Here is an 18,357-nt window from a genome sequence, read left to right as displayed (position 1 = left end):
CCGGCTCCGCTTTCCCGTGTCTGCAGGATCAATGCACCAACGGCTGTTGCACGACTGTCCCCTCGCCGGACTCCGAAATGCCGAACCGGTTGTACACGGCGCGCAGCGGCTTCGGCAGCCACCAGTTCGCGCGCCCGGCCAGCTTCATGAAGGCGGGCACCAGCACGGCCCGGATCAGCGTGGCGTCGACGAGAATGGCCAGCGTCATGCCAACCCCCAGCATCTTCAGGAAAACGATATCCCCGAACGCGTACGCGGCGAACGTGAAGGCGAGAATGCCCGCGGCCGTCGTGACCAGCGAACCGCTCTTCTGCAATCCGCCCGCGACCGCTTCTTCCAGATTCCCCGACCGGTCGTACTCCTCCTTGATTCGCGAGAGAATGAACACTTCATAGTCCATCGACAGGCCATACGCGATGCAGAACATGAGAATCGGAATGCTTGGTTCGATCGAGCCGGCCGGGGTGAACCCGAGCAAGCCGGCCAGGTTGCCATCCTGGAACACCCACACCAGCGCGCCGAACATGATGGTCAGACTGAGCATATTGAGCACCGTGGCTTTGAAGGGAATGAGCAGGCTGCCGGTCATCAGGAACAGCAGGACGAATGTCACCAGGAAAATGAGGGCGAGCGCCAGCGGTACCCGTTCGAGCAGCGCATCCCGGAAATCGGTCAAGTCTGCCGGATATCCGCCGACCAGCACTTCGAACGGCGCTACCGCGGCCCGGACTTCCCGCACGATCTCCGAAGCCCGCTCGCTGATCGCTTCTCCGGAGGGGATGACGGTCAAATAGGTGCCGCCGAAGCTCCCCGCAAACCGCTCATGCGATGCGTTCGGTTCGATGACCAGCGTGCCGTCCGCATAGGAACCCGCCAGTGAATCGACCTGGACGATGCCGTCGATTCGCGACAGGCGGGCGGCGTAATCGCCGATTGCATCAAGCATGACGGGATCCGCTGAGTTACCCGCTGCCGGAGCCACCACTTGAATCGCGTCGGTTTCCTCCGCAATGAAGTTGGCGTTCTTCTGAACTTCCACGACGCGGCTGCTGACGTCGGGCGGCAGCACGCGATGGTCGGGCAGGCCGAAGCGCAGATGGAGCACGGGGGATGCGAGCAGCAGCAGCGCCACCGATGCGGCTGCGCCATAGAGCGCGGGCCGTTTCATGACCTGCTTCGCATACCGGTTCCACCGGCCCGGCCGGGATTCGGCAGCCGCCGCGGGTACCTTGCGCTTGCGGGCAAGCCGCTCGCCGAGGAGGGCGAACCACGCCGGCAGGATGATGACGGAACCGATCAGCCCGAACAGGACGACAAGCACGCCGGTGTAAGCGAAGGATTGCAGAAAAGGGAAAGGGAACACGAACAGCACCGCGCACGCGGCAGCCACCGTCACCCCGCTGAACAGCACCGTCCGGCCCGCCGTGTTCACGGTCCGTACCACGGCTTCCTGCACGGACCGGCCCGCCGCGAGTTCCTCCCGGAAGCGGGTGATCATGAACAGGGAGTAGTCGATGCCGAGCCCGAGTCCCATCACCAGCGCCAGATTCAACGCGAACGTCGACACTTCGGTGAAGGAGATGAGGCCCGCAAGGCCGGCGAGTGTGCCGACCATCGCGTACAGTCCCGCGCCGATCGTCAGCGCCGTCGCCCGGAAGCGGCGGTACACGAGGAAGAGCAGCAGCAGCACGCCGGGCAAGATGATCATCTCCGCGCGGACGAAGTCCTGCCGAGCAAGTTCCGCGGCCTGACGAAAAATTTCGTCCTGTCCGCCGACCTCCACCCGGACAAGCCCGTCGTCGCGCATGTACCGCGGCGACAGTTCGCCCAGCGCCGTTCGGGCTTCCGTCACGGTGCCGTTCAGGGTGGCGAGGATGAGCGCCTGCCGGCCGTCCTCACTGCGAAGCGTCGGGGAACCGCCGCGCAGCCAGTAGGAATCGGCTCTCTTCACGGCCGGCTCCGCCGTGAGCTCGGCCGTCAGCGACAGACCCGCCTCCCGTACGGCCGGATCGTCCACCGAGCCGGATTTGGCGGTGACCAGCAGCACAAGATTCGGGCTGCCGGCGTCGAATTGCCGTTCCAGCAATCTGCCGGCTTCGTAGGACTCCGAGCCGGGCACCTCCCAGCGGCTCAAGGACAACCGGTTCACGCCGCCGGTCCCGATGACGGCCAGCACCACGAGCTGGATGATGCTCATGACGGCGATGACTCTTTTCGATTTGGTGATGAAGATGCCGAGTTTGGTCACGATGCTCTCCTCCCGCATGGGATTTGTTTGATTGATCAAACAACTCAACAGCACAAAAACGGCTGCTGAAACCTTATTGCCTGTCTTGTTTGATTGTTCAAACAAGACAATGTGAAAAAAATCAGGCATTGCGCTCGGCAATGCGCTTCACATAGGCATCGAGCATATCGGCCAGCGCCTCGTAAGCGCCGTCGTAGTCGAAATCTTCGTCGCAAAGGCGCTGCATGCCCAGGCCGTCGAAGACGGCGAGCAGAATCGGCGCGAGCGCCCGGGCGTTCTGCTCCGGCAGTTTCCCGACCAGCTGGATCAGCTCGGTCAGATGCCGGCGCTTCCGCTCCAGCGTCTCCCGGATGTTGGCGGATACGGCCTCGTTGCGCATCCCCAGCGCGAACAGCTCATAGCGCAGCTTGATCCAAGACGGATCGTCCTCCGCCCGGGACTTCGGCACATTCAGGACGGCCCGGATCGTCTCCGCGCTGACCTCGCGGTTCCCCTGATCGCGGATGAACGGCAGCGATTCGCAGTACCGCTCGGATTCCCGGCGGAACACTTCGGCGAACAGCATGTCTTTGTTGGCGAAGTAGTAGCCGATCAGCCCCTGGGCCACGCCGGCGGCCTTGGCAATCTCTTTGGTGGACGCCGCGTCATAGCCCCGCTCGGCCAGAACCTGATACGCGGCCTGGATGATTTTCTCTCGTTTCTCCTGCTCTTTCATGCTGCTCCTCCTTCCAGGCGCCGCCGCATTTTGGTTGATCAATCAAACAAAATATATGCCATGCCGAACCGTTTGTCAAGCATCCGGCCGCCCACCGCGAAACGATTTCAGAATGATTGGAGGCAAATCGTCCAATCAGGGCACGCTGTTATGGAAAAATGGGGGCATCTTGACCCAGAGGGGGACTTGTCTTGGCCGACCAAAGACGGGCACGATTACTACGACGCCTCGGTTGAATTTGCGGCGAAGGCCAAAAACGTGATCAAGGAATTGGCTTAGCGTCTGTAAACAACGCGCCAACCGGAAGCCGGCATGCGGCTGGCTTCCGGTTGGCGTTCGTTTCATCCGGCCGGGGGCGGCGCGGCCTTCAGCTAGGCGAACAACTCCTCGGACAGGTCCGCATTGACCGCAGCCCCCGCCTCGATACCGTCGCGGATCAGAAAACCGTGCGATGCGCGGGTAACCGCGTTGCGGGGGCGGTGATCGTCGATCAGCGTCACCGTTCTGCGGGACCGGCCAAGCACGAGCGCAGTGCTTGACTTCGCCGCCCGCAGCCGATAATGACACAGTCTTTCGTGGCAAGCCTCCTTCACATTAAGGACCGACTTCATGGTGTGCCTGCCGCTTCTTTGTCCGCGAGATCCGCAAGTTTCTGCTGCTTCAACCGCTCTTCCATGGCCCGTTCGGCGGCAACCATCACGTCCTGAATGACACATTTCGCATGCCCGTTCAGGCTGCAATGGAACAGTGAAGCCGTCCCTTCGATGGCATGGATGATGTCCAGAACGGCCGTCCACATGCTGCTCGATAGGCTTCATTTTTGTCAAGGAGCCGGCCAGCCGTGTCGAGACCGCGCATAAAAAAAGTTTGGCCGACCCCCAGGATACGACAGTATATGCCCAATGGCTTTTGCTAGACTGATCGATGCTAAAACGTATTATCTTGGACGGGGGTGGTAAAAGGGGGATATTTCGTTCAACTCCGGCGTTTTGCTAAAACGTTATAAACGAAAGGAGTGGCGAAATTGTCATGGTGAAGAAAAAGCTGATCGCGACATTGATGGCTTTCCTCATGTTGACGCTCCACCTCCCTGCCGTTATCGCGGCGGAAGACCCGCCGGAGACGGCTTCGGATACCGTTCTGGAAGAAGGGCCGGAAGCCGTGCCGGAAATTGTGCCGGAAACGGAGTTGGAGCCGGCAACTGTAACGGTAACGGAAGCCGTATATCTCCCGTTCATTCTGAGGAACGAGAACTTCGCCTTCCACGAACGCACGGATGCCGTCATCATCGACGCCGGCAAGGAAGTCGACGGCTCCTCGCTGTCGAAGGACGATTTCGAAGCGCACGTGCGGCAAACCCGGATCGTCGACCCGGATTACGTCGCGTATGACGGCCCGCGCGAGATTATCGATGTGTACGTAAGCCAGGTGAACGATGTCGGTTCCCGCTCCGACACCGGACGGTACATCGTCATCGACTTCCCGGATGTCGGCTGGGGCGACGGCGGGTCCACGAATGACGGCGGCTATACCTTCGATTCGCAGTACACCATCACGTACAAAGGTTCCGGCATCAAGTTCACGGACGGAACGACCCTCGTGCCGGACGGTTTCACCCAGACGGCTGTCGTCAGCCCGGTGCTGGATAAGTTCAAGTACGCGAACCATGACGGACTGGACTACAGCTATTTCCTGAGCGAAGAAGCCGAAGGGCCGCTGCCGCTTGTCGTGTTCTTCCACGGAGGCGGACAGGGCAACGATATCTATACGCCGATCCGGTTCAGCAACGGCGGCACCGTATGGGCGAATCCGGAGAACCAGGCGAAGCACCCGACCCATGTGCTGGCGCCGCGGAACGCGACGACACCGGAGGCGATGCACAAGGTCAAGGCGGTCATTGACCAATGGATCGAAGACGGCAAGGTGGACCCGAACCGCATCTACATCACCGGGTTCTCGATGGGCGGAGGTTCGACCTGGACGTTCCTGCAGACGTTCCCGGATTTCCCGGCAGCCGCGGCACCGCTGTGTCCCGCCGGCGGTCCGGGCAACGAGGCCAATGCGAAGGCGGTCGCGTACCTGCCGCTGTGGGTATTCGTGGATGTGGACGACTTCCTGTACGAGCGGGTTGTCGAAACGTACAATACCTACAGCCCGTTCTGGCATGATTCGAAGCTGAGCATTCTGCCGGAGAACCGGCTGAACAACCCGCCGTACAACGGCTGGAAGTTCGACGGCCACGCCGTATGGCTCCCGGTCTACAACGAGTATGTGGACGAGGAGCGCGGCATGCTCATCGACTGGCTCTTCGCGCAGAGCAAGGTGCGCGGCATCGAGGAAGTGAGCGTCCGCACGACGGCCGGAACCGCGCCGGTGCTGCCTGACAAAGTGAAGGTGGATATCAATCACAACGCGACGGGCATCGCTTCGGAAGAGCGCGCGGTCGTATGGGATGCGATCGATCCGGCAAGTTACGCCAACCCGGGAACCTTCACGGTGGAAGGCACCGTGGAGGGAGTCGTCGAGAAAGCAGTTGCGAAAGTATCGGTCGAGCGGCTCTACATCGGCGTGCCTTATGTGCCGCCGGCTCCGTCGCCCGATCCTTCGGAACCCGATGAGACCCCGGAAACCCCGGACACGCCCGGCGACGGACAGGAGCCGGATGAGCAGGTGCTGTATCACCCGGCATACATCAGAGGCTTCAGCGACGGCACCTTCCGGCCGAATCAGGCGATCACGCGGGCCGAGCTGGCCGTGCTGCTGGCGCGCAACCTGGACTTTGGCGGCGCCCGGAGCGGTCAAGGCACCTTCAAGGATGTGAAGCCGACCCATTGGGCGGCGGCCGAGATCGAATACGTGAAGAGCGCCGGTCTGATGGGCGGGGACGCCCAGGGCAACTTCAGGCCGAACGCTCCGGTCACGCGGGCCGAGATGGCGGCCATCGCCGCGCGGTACCAGAATCTCGGCGCACCGGCCGGTGCGAACCCCCGTTTTGCCGACGTGAAACCGACCCACTGGGCGGCGGCTTCCATCGAGGCGGCTGCTGCGGCCGGCATCTTCGGCGGCTACGGGGACGGCAGAATCGGGCCGGACAATCATCTGACCCGGGCGGAAGCGGTCAAGGTGATCAACCGGATATTCGGACGCGGTCCGCTGCATGGCGTCACGCGGCCGAGCTGGCCGGATGTGCCGGCGGCCCATTGGGCTTATCTGGAAATTGAAGAAGCGTCGCGGGACCACTATTTTGAAATCCGGCTGGAGGGCGGCGAACAGATCCGGTGATCCGATGACGGGCGCATGCGCACGGGATGCGTATGCGCCCTTCACGCTTTCGCGTCGCTTTTCTCGGCCGAATGCCAATCTTGGGACCCATGGGCGGTAAAAACGGGATGTTCGACCGTGAACGTCAAGTTGCCGCCGGGTTTCAGCTGTTGTGAATCTTCCCGACCAACCGCCCATAATCCGCCACGTAATGAAACGCAAGTGAACTGAGGACGATATCAAAACTTTCCTCGGGAAACTCCACACCTTCCATCGCGCAGCAAAGATATTCCAGCTGCGGGAAGCGCGTTTTTTCTCTGGCCACCGCAAGCATTTGCGCAGCGTCTCCCATTCTCCCGCGCCGGCCAGTCCCATCTTTGAGCGGTTCGTCTGGCTGTATTTTTCGAAGAAAACCGGATCGTCATATTTGTTTTCCCGCATGGGACACGCCTCCGTTTATTCCGGGTATGAAGGTTTGAATTGGGAGAGATGGAGCTTTTGGCCTGAATGTCATTACTGCCAATCAAGTGAATCTCTCCGACAATCAATACCTGTCCCGGGATGTCGACGGCGTGTACATCTTGACGGAAAATTCCGATGCGCACAGACTTCTGTTCGTCAGGTTCAGCCATGACGTTGACGCGACTCATGCGGTTGTCTCGGGATTGCCGGGAGCCGTTTCGAAAGGCACCTATTCCGGCAACGACGCCATGTTCTACCTCCAATATGAACCGGTTGAAGCCGGGAACCAGTATGAACTGATCATCACCGGCCTGAAAAAATCGGATCCGGCATCCGAAGACATGGGTGCGATTCGGATCAGACTGAAACGGTAAGAGCCCGAATCGTAAGGCAGGTTGTCGCCAAGACAGCCTGCCATATTTTTTTACATTTTTCAGTGTTGAAATTTGGAAAAGGGGTTGCTATAATTTCATCTGTGATAATGATATTCATTATCAATAAGAAAAACGCAAAGGACGGGGAGAGACGCAATGAAACGATATGCAACCCTCTTGCTCACGGCCGTACTCGTACTGGCGCTTGCGGCTTGCGGCAGCGCGGACAAGACGAGCGGCAACCATTCCGGCGGCAATGCCGGCGTGAACAACAACACGAGCAGCGCCGCCGGCTCGAATGAGGCCGAGACGGCTGCGGCCAGGCCCGACAAGCCGGCGGCGATCGAATATACGGATGCGAGCGGCAATGCGGTCACGATTCCGGTCAATCCGAAGACGGTCGTGTCGCTCGACAACCGGACGTTCGAGACGCTCGAAGCGTGGGGCGTCAAGCTCGCTGCGGCTCCGAAAGGCGTCATGCCGGCCGGCTCCGGCTATGTGTCGGATGAGTCGGTGCAAGACATCGGGAACCACCGGGAGCCCAACCTGGAGATCATCGCGGCGGTCGATCCGGAGCTTGTCATCGTGGGCCAACGTTTCGCGAGCTACCATGAAGACATCAAGAAGCTGGTTCCGAACGCCGCGGTCGTCAACCTGAACATCGATGTGTCCGCCGATGACGGCACCGCGGGCGAGAAACTGGTGAACGGCTTCAAAGAGGTTACGACGCTGCTCGGACAGATCTTCGACAAGAACGAAGAAGCGAAAGCGCTGATCGAGCAATTCGATCAGGCGCTGGAAGCCGCCAGGGCCGCCTACAACGGCACGGACACCGTCATGAGCGTCATCGTCTCCGGCGGCAACATCGGCTACTCGGCGCCGCACAACGGCCGCGTGTGGGGTCCGCTGTACGACATTTTCGGCTGGGTGCCCTCGCTGCAAGTCGACAATACGACGACCGACCACCAGGGCGACGAGATCTCGGTGGAAGCGATCGCCCAGAGCAACCCCGACTGGCTGTTCGTCATGGACCGCGACGCGGGCATCAACAGCACGGAAGAGAAGGTGCCGGCCCAGGACGTCATCGAAAATTCGCCTGCGCTGCAACATACGACGGCCATAACGAAGGGACAAATCGTATATGCTCCGGCGGATACGTACACCAACGAGTCGATCCAGACGTTCATTGAAATCTTCGAAGCGCTTGCCAACGCATTGAAGAAGTAAACCGGAGGAGTATGGCACCGTGCTCATGCGTTCGCTGAATGAGGTTGAGATCCGTTCTCAACCTCCGTTTTCCGGTCAGAGTGCGAACCCCCAGAAAATTTTCACCGTACCGTTCGTTCTCGCCATATTTGCCGTCATGGCGCTCGGCGTCATCTCGCTGTTCACGGGCGTGTACGACATCTGGGGGCAGGCGGACGGCAGGGACATGTTCTTCATCACCCGGGTGCCCCGCACCATCGCCCTGATGCTGACCGGCGCCGCGATGGCGATGACGGGACTGATCATGCACCTTGTGACCCAGAACAAAATGGTGGAGCCGACCACGATCGGGACGACCGAATGGGCGGGTCTTGGACTGCTCGCGGTTTACCTGCTTGTGCCGGGGCCTTCGCTCGTCTTGCGCATGACCGGTGCCATCGTGTTTTCTTTTGTCGGCACGATGATCTTCTTCCTCTTCCTGCGGCGGGTCAGGCTGCGTTCGTCGCTGATCGTTCCGATCATGGGGCTGATGCTGGGCGCGGTCATCTCGGCGCTGTCCACCTTCGTGACGCTCTATTTCAACATGTCGCAGGTGATCGAGAACTGGTTCATCGGCTCGTTCGCCCCCGTTCAGATCGGAAGATACGAATACTTGTGGATCATCGTCATCGTCACCGTCATCCTTTTCCTGTATGCCAATCGCCTGACCATCGCCGGCCTGGGCGAAGAAGTCGCCACGACGTTGGGCGTCAATTACAACCGGCTGATCGTGCTGGCCAACGCCCTGATCGCTGTCTGCGTCGGCATCGTCGCCGCCGTCATCGGCAACATTCCGTTCCTGGGCCTGATCGTCCCCAACATCATCTCCATGGTCCGGGGCGATGATCTGCGCAGCAATCTGCCGTGGGTCTGCCTGACGGGGATGGGCACGATCACCCTGTGCGACATCATCGCCCGGGTCGTGATCATGCCCTTCGAAGTGCCCGTCTCGCTGATCCTGGGAACGGTCGGAGCGGTCGTCTTCATCTTGATTTTGCTGCGGCAACGAAGGAGCAGGAGGCTGCGATGAGCACACTGGATATCGGTCTTGCCACAAACGCCAGCGGCAGCCTTCGCGCCCGAACCACCGGCGCTTTCCGCACCCGGAGAGACGAGCGGCGCTACTGGATGCTGCTCATCCTGTTCATCGGCGTCGGGTTGCTGGCCACGCTCGGACTCATCCTGTACAAAAATCCGGTACCCGTCGATTCGCCGTCGTTCATCCCGGTGGTGAAGCGGCGGCTTACGGCCGTCGTCGCCATGTTCATCGCGGCGCTCTGCCACAGCTTCTCGACGGTCGCCTTCCAGTCGGTCACGAGCAACCGGATCATCACGCCGTCGCTGCTGGGCTATGAATCGCTGTATTCGTTCATCCAGACGAGCGTGCTCTTCTTCTTCGGCGCGGCGGCGCTCGTCAAGTTTACCGGCACGGGCGCTTTCTTCCTGCAGGTTGCGCTGATGATCGCCTTGAGCCTGATCCTGTTCGGCTGGCTGTTGTCGGGCAAGTACGGCAACCTGCATCTGATGCTGCTCATCGGCATCATCATCGGCGCCGGGCTGAACGCGGTGTCCGGATTTATGCGCCGGGTGCTCTCGCCGTCCGAGTTCGATCTGCTGCAGGCCCGTCTGATCGGCTCGGTCAACAACGCGGACGCGGAATATTTCCCGATCGTCATCCCGCTCGTCCTCGTGACGGTGCTGTGCCTGTACCTGCTCTCCAGGAAGCTGAACGTCCTGTCGCTGGGCAAGGATGTGTCGACCGCGTTCGGCGTGAACTATCAGGCGAACATCATCCTGGTGCTCGTCCTGATCGCCGTCCTGATGTCGGTCTCGACGACGCTCGTCGGTCCGATGACTTTCTTCGGATTTCTCGTTGCGCTGCTGAGCTATCAGGCGGCTCCTACATACGACCACCGGTATGTGCTGCCGATGGCGTTCGCGATCGGGTTCTGCATGCTGACAACCGCGTATCTGCTGCTGTATCACGTGTTCCGCGCGCAGACCGTCGTATCGGTCATCATCGAACTGTTCGGCGGCATCGCGTTTCTGATCGTCATTTTGAGGAAGAGGTCGCTATGATCACATTAAGAAGCGTAAGGAAATCGTACGGTGACGAGGTTCGGATCGGTCCCCTGAACATCGAGATTCCGAAGGCGGGAATCACCTCGCTGATCGGCCCCAACGGCGCGGGCAAGTCGACCACGCTGCTCATGATCGGCCGGCTGCTCAACATGGACGAGGGGCAGATCCGGGTCGCGAACATGGACGTCGCGAGGTCCAGGTCGAACGACATTGCGAAAATTCTGACCATCCTCCGGCAGGAGAATCACTTCATCACGCGGCTGACGGTCCGGCAGCTCGTCGGATTCGGCCGGTTCCCGTACTCCAGGGGCCGGCTCACGAAGGAAGACGAAGCGATCATCTCGAAATATATCGGCTTCTTCGAGCTGACCGATCTCGAGCACCGGTTTCTGGACGAACTGTCGGGCGGCCAGCGGCAGCGGGCGTACGTCGCCATGGTGCTGTGCCAGGAGACGGAATACGTGCTCCTTGACGAACCGCTCAACAATCTGGACATCGCCCGGTCCGTGCAGATGATGGAACATTTGCGGCGGGCGGCAAATGAGCTCGGCCGGACCATCCTCATGGTGCTGCACGACATCAACTTTGCGGCGCGGTACTCCGACCGCATCTGCGCGATGAAGAACGGGCAGATCGCCGCGTTCGGCACGGTGGAAGATATCATGAAGCCGGATCTTCTGTCGGACATCTTCGAGACGAAAATCGAGATCATCAAGGGGCCGTACGGCAAGATCGCGGTATATTAATGAGGGAATGGGTTGGGGCTTCGGCATGCGCCGGAGTCTTTGCCGTTTTTATGCGCTGATTTGGTGCAAATTTGCACTACATTTTGGACGAATTTCGCGGGATCTGGTGAATATGGTGCAGATTTGCACTACATTTGAACTATTTTTACGAAATCTGGTGAATAAGGTGCAGATTTGCACCATATTTGGCTGTTCCACCTTTTTCGGGCTTGATATGGTGCACATTTGCACCACGTTCCGCATTTCCACTACACGCCGGTCACCCCGGACTGGACACACAAAAGGGAGGCTGACCTGTGCGTCAGACTCCCCTGTAATATTGCAACGCGCGCGCAATCTCCCGAATCAGCTTGCTCAAGTAACGGTAGTAGGTGGACGACGGAAGCCCCAGCCGTTCGGCGACCACTTCGTGCGTGCCGATCTTCTGCATGTAGGCGTAGTACAGAATCCGGGCCATCTTCCGCTCCTTCGGGGATCCGTGTTCCAGACGCCGCCATTCGCTGATGATCGTATTTTGCACATACCTTACCAGCTGGCTCAGACTGTAGTGCGTTCCCCATATGCGCTGACATTGATGCAGCACCGGTTCCCGAAGCTCCAGCTGCTTGAACGACGCAAGGAGTGTCTTGGCGATCTCCATCCACATTTCCGATGCTTCCTTGGGGTCCGGATTCCCGGCAGTGCGCTGCCTTGCATCGAGCTGAAAGAAATAGAAGCTGCAGCCGTCGTCCGAAGGGCAGAACGCTTCCGGCACTTCCCGGAACCCGACCAGTTTGGCCGCTTCGGTGAACTCGACCGAAGGCATCATCATCGTGATCCGGTTGCCCGGAAGCTTGTTCTGCAGCATGTCGCGCAGCACCTGTCCCGCGAATCCCTGATCAAGCGGAGGATCGCTCGCGATCAGCCAATACAGCCAGTCGCAGGGTTCCGGCGGCGTGCAGGCGGAGAATGCCCGGGTTGCCGGGTTGCGGTCCAGCAACTCGCGGAAACGCGGATCGTCCAGCGGCAGCGCGGCGTAAAATCCGGCCAGCCGGCCTTCATCCTCGAAGACATGGATGACGGACGGATCGACGTTCCACACATCCGTCAGATATTGTTCCTGATGCGAAGTGTCCGGCAAGTTTTCCGGGTATGCGACGATGTGCTTCAGGTACATCTCCCGGAGAAGCGGGATATCTTCGCGTCTGGCGGGCCGGCCCGCCAAGTGCAGCCCATCGTCGTAGTAGATATAGCCGTGGATGATGTCGTTGTCGTGGAGAAACATTTTTCCGCTGCGCATCTCTTGCTGGACCTCGTTGGCCGACGATGCCGCGGCGGCTGTCCTGCGCTCCAGGATCTGCTCCGCCCGGAGCTTGTACTGCGCATAGGCTTCGGGAGAACGCCGCTTGAGCCCTTCCTTCGCCCACCTTCGGATGCCGTTGCTGACCGTCCAGCCGCCCTCGGGATTAACGCGGACGAACGAGGATTGGCACAGAAGCTGAAACTCGGCGGTGGGGATGGTTTCTCCCAGAATGTATTCCAGCATCTCGTGGTCAAACGTATAGACGAGCGATGCCAGATCCAGCAGCAGCCGGTTGACCCCGGACAGATTGTCCGGATGCAGGATCACCCGGTCGAACATGTCCAGCAGCGAGCGTTTGTCCGTCTCCGGACGCCATTTCCCGCCCCGCGAGCGGATGTCTTGACAGACGAGGTTGATCGCCAGGGGAACGCCTTCCGATACCCGGCCGATGAGATCGATCGTCTTCAGGTCCGTGATGCCGTGCGCGGCGGCATACCGGATCCAGTCCGCCTTGGGCAGCGGACCGAGGGGGATGTTCCGGATGAGATGCGCCCAACTGTCAAGCGTCTGCCAGCTGATCAGCGGCTGCCTGCCGGCGCTGAACACCAGGATGTCCGTGGACAGGGTCAGCAGCCATTCCTCGCGCAGCCAATACCCGATATCCGTCCATTCGCTCAGGCCGTCGAGCAGGAGCATCAGCCCCCCGTGTTTCCCCGCAACATGGTTCAGCGTATCCGCAAGACTCATGCCGGCCGACGGGCCGTCTTCCCCGACCGCAAGCTGCGCCAGTCTGCGGCGGACGGCCTGTTCGAATTGTTCCGGGTCGGCAAACGCCGGATTGGCTTTGACATAGATCGACGGGATCGAGCCGTTCATCAGGGCGAATTGTTGAAGCAGCGCGGTCTTCCCCATGCCGGCGGGACCGTGCACGTGAAGAATGCCCCAGCTCTCATTTTTTCGGGAGAGATGATCCGCCATCAGTGCCAGCTCATCCTTCCGGCCTACAAAACACCGCCTTTCGGACAGCAGATCGTGCACTTTCTTCATGACCTCTCTCCTTTCCCCGTCTGTATTTCTCATTATAAATGTCCCAATTCCGGATGGATATTGTACGAAATAAGGAATTTATCGCCAGATGGGGAGGGCTTTGGCGACAGTGACTCAAGTCCCATCCGCGCGCGGTGAAATTTCGGCGAGGGTGGCAGTGAAAGTGGGAGTCGGCTTCCCTTACGATGGGATCAGGATCGGCGGGACTGTTCCATAACCATTTCACCTTGATGGAGGTTGCATTGACGATGAAAACGCGCATGTTACTGACGGCGGTCATTTCGATGATGGTTGGCTTCTCGCTCTCGCTTACCGCGGCGGGGGATGCCCTGCTGCAAGAGGTGCGGGCCTATCTGAACAAGGAGATCGCCATTGTGCTGAACGGCGGACCGTGGGAAATGAACGTCGCCGGCGAGCGGCTCTATCCCATGACGTTCGAAGGCCGGACGTATCTCCCGGTGCGCGCCGTGGCGGAAGCGCTGAGCGTGCCGATCGCCTACGATGCGGCCAGCAAAACGATCTACATCGGCGAGAGGACGACCAAAGTGCCGGTCATCACCGAGAATTACCGGCCGGTGTCTTCGCGGATCATCAGCGACGCTTCGCAGCGGTTGATCAACGGAACCGACCACGGCACCGTGGCGCTGTTCGGAAACGTCATCAACTCCAACAGCTATATCCAGCTCGAGCCGGATGCGAAGTATTCCAAATTGGTGCTCTATGTCGATGTGGACGGCGACGACGTCGACCTGCGGATCGTGAACCGGAACGACCCGACGGGTACGGTCATCCTGAAGTCGGTCGTCGTGACGGAAGCCGACGGTCTGAAGGAAATCGAGGTGGACATCACCGGCATCCGGACGCTGTCCGTCGACGTCATGACGACCGAGCCGAACAAGTCGGCTGCGGTGCGCATCGCGGTGGACAAATCGTACTATCAATGAGATGGCGGAAGGGGGAGACGGAGGTGCGGCACCGACACCGATTAAGGGCATTGCTGGTGATTCTGGGCGCGCTGCTGATCGGCGCAGCCGGCTGGACCGGTACGGCCGCGGCTTCCTTGACGGGACCCTTGATCCCGCTTCCGGATATCCGGATTCCGCTGCCCGGTTCGGACCCGGTCGTGGAATTCCCGGATCCCATTCTGAAGCAGTGGGCGATCAAGGAACTGGGTGTCGAAGGCGATGTGATTCGCCAATCGGACATTGCCCGTTATTGCGAAGCATTCTCCCGTAAATGGGAACGCATCTTGACGATCTATTCCTCGGCGCCGGGGAAGATCCGGTCCCTTGAGGGCATCCAGGCGTTCAAGCCGTGCAACGTCGATTATCTGGTTGCCAGCAGATGGGAGATCCGGGATGTCACCCCGATTACGGAACTGACGACGCTCCGGGGCCTCGATCTGCAAGGAAATCTGCTGGAGGATATCCGGCCGCTCGGCAGCCTGACCGAGCTCAGAACGCTGATCCTGTCCGGCAATCGCATTGCTTCGCTGGACGGACTTGAAGGTCTGACCCATCTGGAGAGGGCGGAACTGCAAAATAACCGGATCGTGAACATTGACGTTGTGCGTAACTGGACTTCGCTCAGTGAGCTCAATCTGAGCGGCAATCCGGTCAGAAGCCTGGAATCGCTCACCGCAAACACGTGGCTCAGCCATTTGCATCTGAACCAGGTGAATTTGCGGGAAGAGGCCGAGCTTCGGCATCTCGGCCGTCTGACCAATCTGATCCAATTGTCGATCCGCAACAACGCCATTCACGATTTGACTCCGATCAGCGGACTGTCCCGCATGGTCGCGCTGGACGCGGGCGGAAATTTCATTGCCGATCTGTCGCCGATCGCATCGATGACGCAGATGAGGACGCTCAAGGTGGACGACAACCGGATCCGGGATCTCGAAGCGCTCAAAAACTTCTATGATTTGTTCATCCTCGATGCACAAGACAACTGGATCTCGAGCCTGAAGCCGATCGAGAACCTGGTTCCGCACGAAGTGTATCTCGCCCGCAATCGCATCGACACGGAAAGCGCCGACAACACGACGGTGATCAACCGCTGGCTGGTCAGGGGATCGACCGTGGATGTGAGCGATCAGAATCCCGGCAAGGTGTATCCTTATGAGGATGAACCGCCTGCGGGCGGCGATCCCGTTCCCGCCGGCCCGGGCGCGGCGGACGGCACAGGAGGCGCGAGTTCCGGAACGGCCGACCCGGGCGCGGGCGTCCCGGAAGCCGGCGAGCCGGAGTCACCGGCAGGAGAGACGGACGACGGGGAAGATACGGAAGAATGGGTAGACCTCCCGATCATCCGCGGCCGGCATCCTTTTGCCGATATCGCGGGACATTGGGCGGAAACGGACATCCAGTGGGCGTATGAGCGCGGGATCGTGAACGGCATCGGGAACGGAAAATTCGATCCGGCCGGCATCACGACGGAGGAACAGTTCCTCAAAATGCTGCTCATCGCGATGCGAGGGCTTGCCGAGGAACCGGTCAGCACGCCGTGGAGCCGGAAATATTACGAGTTCGCGCTGGCGTACGGCTATCCGGTATGGCCGGAACAGCGCAGCCAGCCGATCACGAGGCGGGCCGTGGCGGAGTTGATCGCCGCCGCTCAAGGGCAGCGCCTGACCGGGGACGACGCCATCCGGTATCTGCTGGACAAAGGGCTGTCGAGCGGCAAGACGTCCGCCACGATCGAAGGGTATTTCGGCGACGACTACCTGACCCGCGCGGAAGCCGTCCGTTTCATCCGGAACGTGATCACGAAGGCGGAGCACAAGACGCCCCAGCGATTGAGTCCGTAGGCATGATGAGCCGCACGACCGAATGGAGGTCGGGCGGCTTTCCTGTTGTCATTCCCAATACGGCGTGCCGCCGAACAGGAACGATTCCTCGCGGAGATACGCGGCCGCTTCCCGGCCGGCCAGCTTGCGGATATGGTCGGGCAGCCATTCCGTCCAGTCCGGCAGGCCGAGCCAGAAGCTCATCGTATCGAGCTGCGAAGCGATGTAGAACCCCTCCAGCAGCTCGACATGGCGATCCGGCAGCGGACGATATCGGGAATAGGCATGGAGCAGGCGTTCCCGGAATGCAGGATTCCAAACTTCCTTCGCAATTGCCGTCATGTCGTTCATGTTCAACCCGCTCCTTCGTCATTCCCAATACGGTGCGCCGTTGAACAGGAACGATTCACCCTTGAGGTATGCGGCCGCTTCCCGGTCGGCGAGCTTGCGGACGATGCCGGGCATCCAGTCCGTCCAGTCCGGCAGGCCGAGCCAGAAGTTCATCGTATCGAGCATCGCCGCGAGATAGAATCTTTCCAGCAGCTCGACATGATTTCGCGGCAGCGCGTAATGTCTGGCGTAGGCACGAAGCAACTCAGCCCGGAGCGAAGTCCGCGGGAAGCTTGCCCGACCAGGGACGCGGATTCCAGGCTTACGAACGCCTTCATTATGCGGGCATCGTCCAGTACCGGGCGCGTGAAGGATTCCGGGATGGCCCAATTCGACGACTGTCTGTGCAGCTTGCCGGTCATTTCGCCGATGGCGCTGACTTTCTCCACGGACGCAAAATCCTTTCTCACTTCGCCCTCCACCCATGTTAGCAGCGAGCAGGCGACACCGTCCACAATCGTCACGAGATCCCCTTGAACGTTCATGACGGGAGCGGACAGGGTGATGTCCGTCTCCCGGCTTAAGGCGCGAAGCCATATCATCTTGGAACGAACCGCTTCCCGCGACGCCCAGAAGCTTTCTAGGTTTTCGCTTCTCGACTTGTGGACTTCCAGACTGAAATGGTTGCTTTCCCGATCCGTGAATTTATAGACGGCGCTTCGCTGTGGCCAATAAAATCGAGCGATCAGCACACAACGGCATATTGAGACAAGACTTTTAGGGCGATGTCCGCATTATGGCTCAGTTCAACCGCCTCCTAAGATATTCATCCAGTACCATCATACCAAGAACGGTTGAGAAATACGGGTAATGTTTGAATATAATTGATCACTTGATGGGTGATTGATTGGTATTGTAGACTCATAGAAAACGTTTGCGGAGGTTCTCATGGGTAAGAGAAGGATATCCGGGAGTAGTCGTGTCAAGAGAGCGACAATCGTTCTATACCTGGGATTGCTGCTCCTTGTAGCATGTTATGCTTTGATGGTTACAACCTTCATCAACCGTTGGGAAACACGCGGACAGTTCGGAGATTCGTTCGGCGCATTGAACACGATCTTTTCCGGTATTACGTTGGTTACGGTTGTCGTCACACTCTACTATCAGAACAAAGCGAACAAAGAGGGAAACATTTCGAAAAAGTATGAATTGATTTTGAGCAGGATTCAGGAATTGCAACAAATCATACGTGTCGATGTCATTCTGAAAAAAGTGGAGGATGATATTTTTAACGGAGACATTGAATTGGAAAGATTGACGGATTTAAGATCTGATGAAGAACTGGACATCGCAGAAGCGAATGATGGGAATGTCGGAGCGTTTGATCGGTACATCAAAATTAACCATTATTGGTTTACCGTTTTTGTCAGTCTGGTGTCTTCAGCTCTCGAGGCGATCAATAATATCTATGACAACGAATCGTTAAAGAGAGCCTATGCTACGACCTTCAAATCGTTTTTTACGGAAAATGAATTAAAATGTTTGGCTATTTACTCGATTTTGAGCGATTCGATTTACGCAAAGACGTTGTACCGTTATTTCAGGACGAACGATTTGCTGGAAAACGTATATATTATCGGCGTCAACATGTCGGATCAAGTAAGCCAAGTTGATAATTGGATACTACACCATTTTCCTGTCCCCTCGTCTTATGATGATTTTGATGGGCAAGATCTCTAGTTCAAAATGACATCCGGATAATCCATCACATGCTATA

17 protein-coding genes are annotated in these 18,357 nt (G+C 59.0%); 9 read left to right on the top strand and 8 right to left on the bottom strand.

Annotated features, from left to right (window positions below):
- Positions 1-28: 28 nt before the first annotated feature.
- The 4 genes from KJQ12_RS04425 to KJQ12_RS04410 form a co-directional block, all read right to left on the bottom strand.
- Complete coding sequence (locus KJQ12_RS04425; RefSeq protein WP_244860418.1) at positions 29-2,248, bottom strand: MMPL family transporter; 2,220 nt, start codon at positions 2,246-2,248, stop codon at positions 29-31.
- A gap of 121 nt (positions 2,249-2,369) precedes the next feature.
- Positions 2,370-2,963 carry a TetR/AcrR family transcriptional regulator gene (locus KJQ12_RS04420; RefSeq protein WP_213483665.1) on the bottom strand — a complete coding sequence of 198 codons (594 nt, stop codon included), beginning with the start codon at positions 2,961-2,963 and terminating at the stop codon, positions 2,370-2,372.
- 371 nt (positions 2,964-3,334) lie between these two features.
- A complete protein-coding gene (locus tag KJQ12_RS19860) occupies positions 3,335-3,574 on the bottom strand; it encodes a hypothetical protein (protein ID WP_425315955.1) in 240 nt (79 codons plus the stop codon).
- Positions 3,571-3,762, bottom strand: a complete 192-nt coding sequence (locus KJQ12_RS04410; protein WP_213483664.1) for an Rrf2 family transcriptional regulator — start codon at positions 3,760-3,762, stop codon at positions 3,571-3,573. The genes KJQ12_RS19860 and KJQ12_RS04410 overlap by 4 nt, the downstream gene beginning before the upstream one ends.
- A 230-nt stretch (positions 3,763-3,992) precedes the next feature.
- On the opposite strand from KJQ12_RS04410, the gene KJQ12_RS04405 reads away from it, so the two are divergent.
- Entirely contained in the window at positions 3,993-6,245 is a 2,253-nt protein-coding gene (locus tag KJQ12_RS04405; protein WP_213483663.1) for an S-layer homology domain-containing protein, read from the top strand.
- Between the two features lie 142 nt (positions 6,246-6,387).
- On the opposite strand, the gene KJQ12_RS19855 is transcribed toward KJQ12_RS04405, so the two are convergent.
- Positions 6,388-6,558, bottom strand: coding sequence for a methyltransferase domain-containing protein (locus KJQ12_RS19855; RefSeq protein WP_425315954.1), 171 nt, complete (start codon positions 6,556-6,558; stop codon positions 6,388-6,390).
- 238 nt (positions 6,559-6,796) lie between these two features.
- Here KJQ12_RS19855 and KJQ12_RS04395 point away from each other — a divergent pair, with 238 nt between their 5' ends.
- The 5 genes from KJQ12_RS04395 (at position 6,797) to KJQ12_RS04375 (ending at position 11,133) form a co-directional block, all read left to right on the top strand.
- A complete protein-coding gene (locus KJQ12_RS04395; protein WP_213483662.1) occupies positions 6,797-7,060 on the top strand; it encodes a hypothetical protein in 264 nt (87 codons plus the stop codon).
- Positions 7,061-7,216: 156 nt separating this feature from the next.
- Complete coding sequence (locus KJQ12_RS04390; protein ID WP_213483661.1) at positions 7,217-8,287, top strand: siderophore ABC transporter substrate-binding protein; 1,071 nt, start codon at positions 7,217-7,219, stop codon at positions 8,285-8,287.
- Between the two features lie 25 nt (positions 8,288-8,312).
- A complete protein-coding gene (locus tag KJQ12_RS04385; protein WP_425315959.1) occupies positions 8,313-9,335 on the top strand; it encodes an ABC transporter permease in 1,023 nt (340 codons plus the stop codon).
- Positions 9,332-10,384 (top strand): iron chelate uptake ABC transporter family permease subunit, encoded by a 1,053-nt coding sequence (locus tag KJQ12_RS04380; protein ID WP_213483659.1) that lies wholly within the window; start codon positions 9,332-9,334, stop codon positions 10,382-10,384. Before KJQ12_RS04385 ends, KJQ12_RS04380 begins: the two co-directional genes overlap by 4 nt.
- Positions 10,381-11,133 (top strand): iron ABC transporter ATP-binding protein, encoded by a 753-nt coding sequence (locus tag KJQ12_RS04375; protein ID WP_213483658.1) that lies wholly within the window; start codon positions 10,381-10,383, stop codon positions 11,131-11,133. The genes KJQ12_RS04380 and KJQ12_RS04375 overlap by 4 nt, the downstream gene beginning before the upstream one ends.
- A gap of 301 nt (positions 11,134-11,434) precedes the next feature.
- Here KJQ12_RS04375 and KJQ12_RS04370 read toward each other — a convergent pair whose 3' ends face one another.
- On the bottom strand, positions 11,435-13,462 hold the full coding sequence (locus KJQ12_RS04370) for an AAA family ATPase (protein WP_213483657.1): 2,028 nt from the start codon (positions 13,460-13,462) through the stop codon (positions 11,435-11,437).
- A 248-nt stretch (positions 13,463-13,710) separates the two neighbouring features.
- Between KJQ12_RS04370 and KJQ12_RS04365 the strand changes: the two genes are divergently transcribed.
- Together KJQ12_RS04365 and KJQ12_RS04360 are read left to right on the top strand one after the other, a co-directional pair.
- Entirely contained in the window at positions 13,711-14,406 is a 696-nt protein-coding gene (locus tag KJQ12_RS04365; protein WP_015253716.1) for a copper amine oxidase, read from the top strand.
- A gap of 23 nt (positions 14,407-14,429) precedes the next feature.
- Positions 14,430-16,271, top strand: coding sequence for a leucine-rich repeat domain-containing protein (locus tag KJQ12_RS04360; protein ID WP_213483656.1), 1,842 nt, complete (start codon positions 14,430-14,432; stop codon positions 16,269-16,271).
- Positions 16,272-16,319: 48 nt separating this feature from the next.
- On the opposite strand, the gene KJQ12_RS04355 is transcribed toward KJQ12_RS04360, so the two are convergent.
- Positions 16,320-16,601 (bottom strand): hypothetical protein, encoded by a 282-nt coding sequence (locus KJQ12_RS04355; RefSeq protein WP_213483655.1) that lies wholly within the window; start codon positions 16,599-16,601, stop codon positions 16,320-16,322.
- A gap of 18 nt (positions 16,602-16,619) precedes the next feature.
- Complete coding sequence (locus KJQ12_RS04350; protein ID WP_213483654.1) at positions 16,620-16,844, bottom strand: hypothetical protein; 225 nt, start codon at positions 16,842-16,844, stop codon at positions 16,620-16,622.
- A 684-nt stretch (positions 16,845-17,528) separates the two neighbouring features.
- Here KJQ12_RS04350 and KJQ12_RS04345 point away from each other — a divergent pair.
- Positions 17,529-18,320, top strand: coding sequence for a hypothetical protein (locus KJQ12_RS04345; RefSeq protein WP_213483653.1), 792 nt, complete (start codon positions 17,529-17,531; stop codon positions 18,318-18,320).
- The last annotated feature ends 37 nt before the right edge of the window (positions 18,321-18,357 follow it).

The organism is Thermobacillus xylanilyticus, assembly GCF_907165215.1.
GTDB classification, from domain to species: Bacteria; Bacillota; Bacilli; order Paenibacillales; family Paenibacillaceae; genus Thermobacillus; species Thermobacillus xylanilyticus.
The sequence above is the reverse complement of the archived record's forward strand: the minus strand, read 5'-3'. Positions and strand labels throughout refer to the sequence as shown.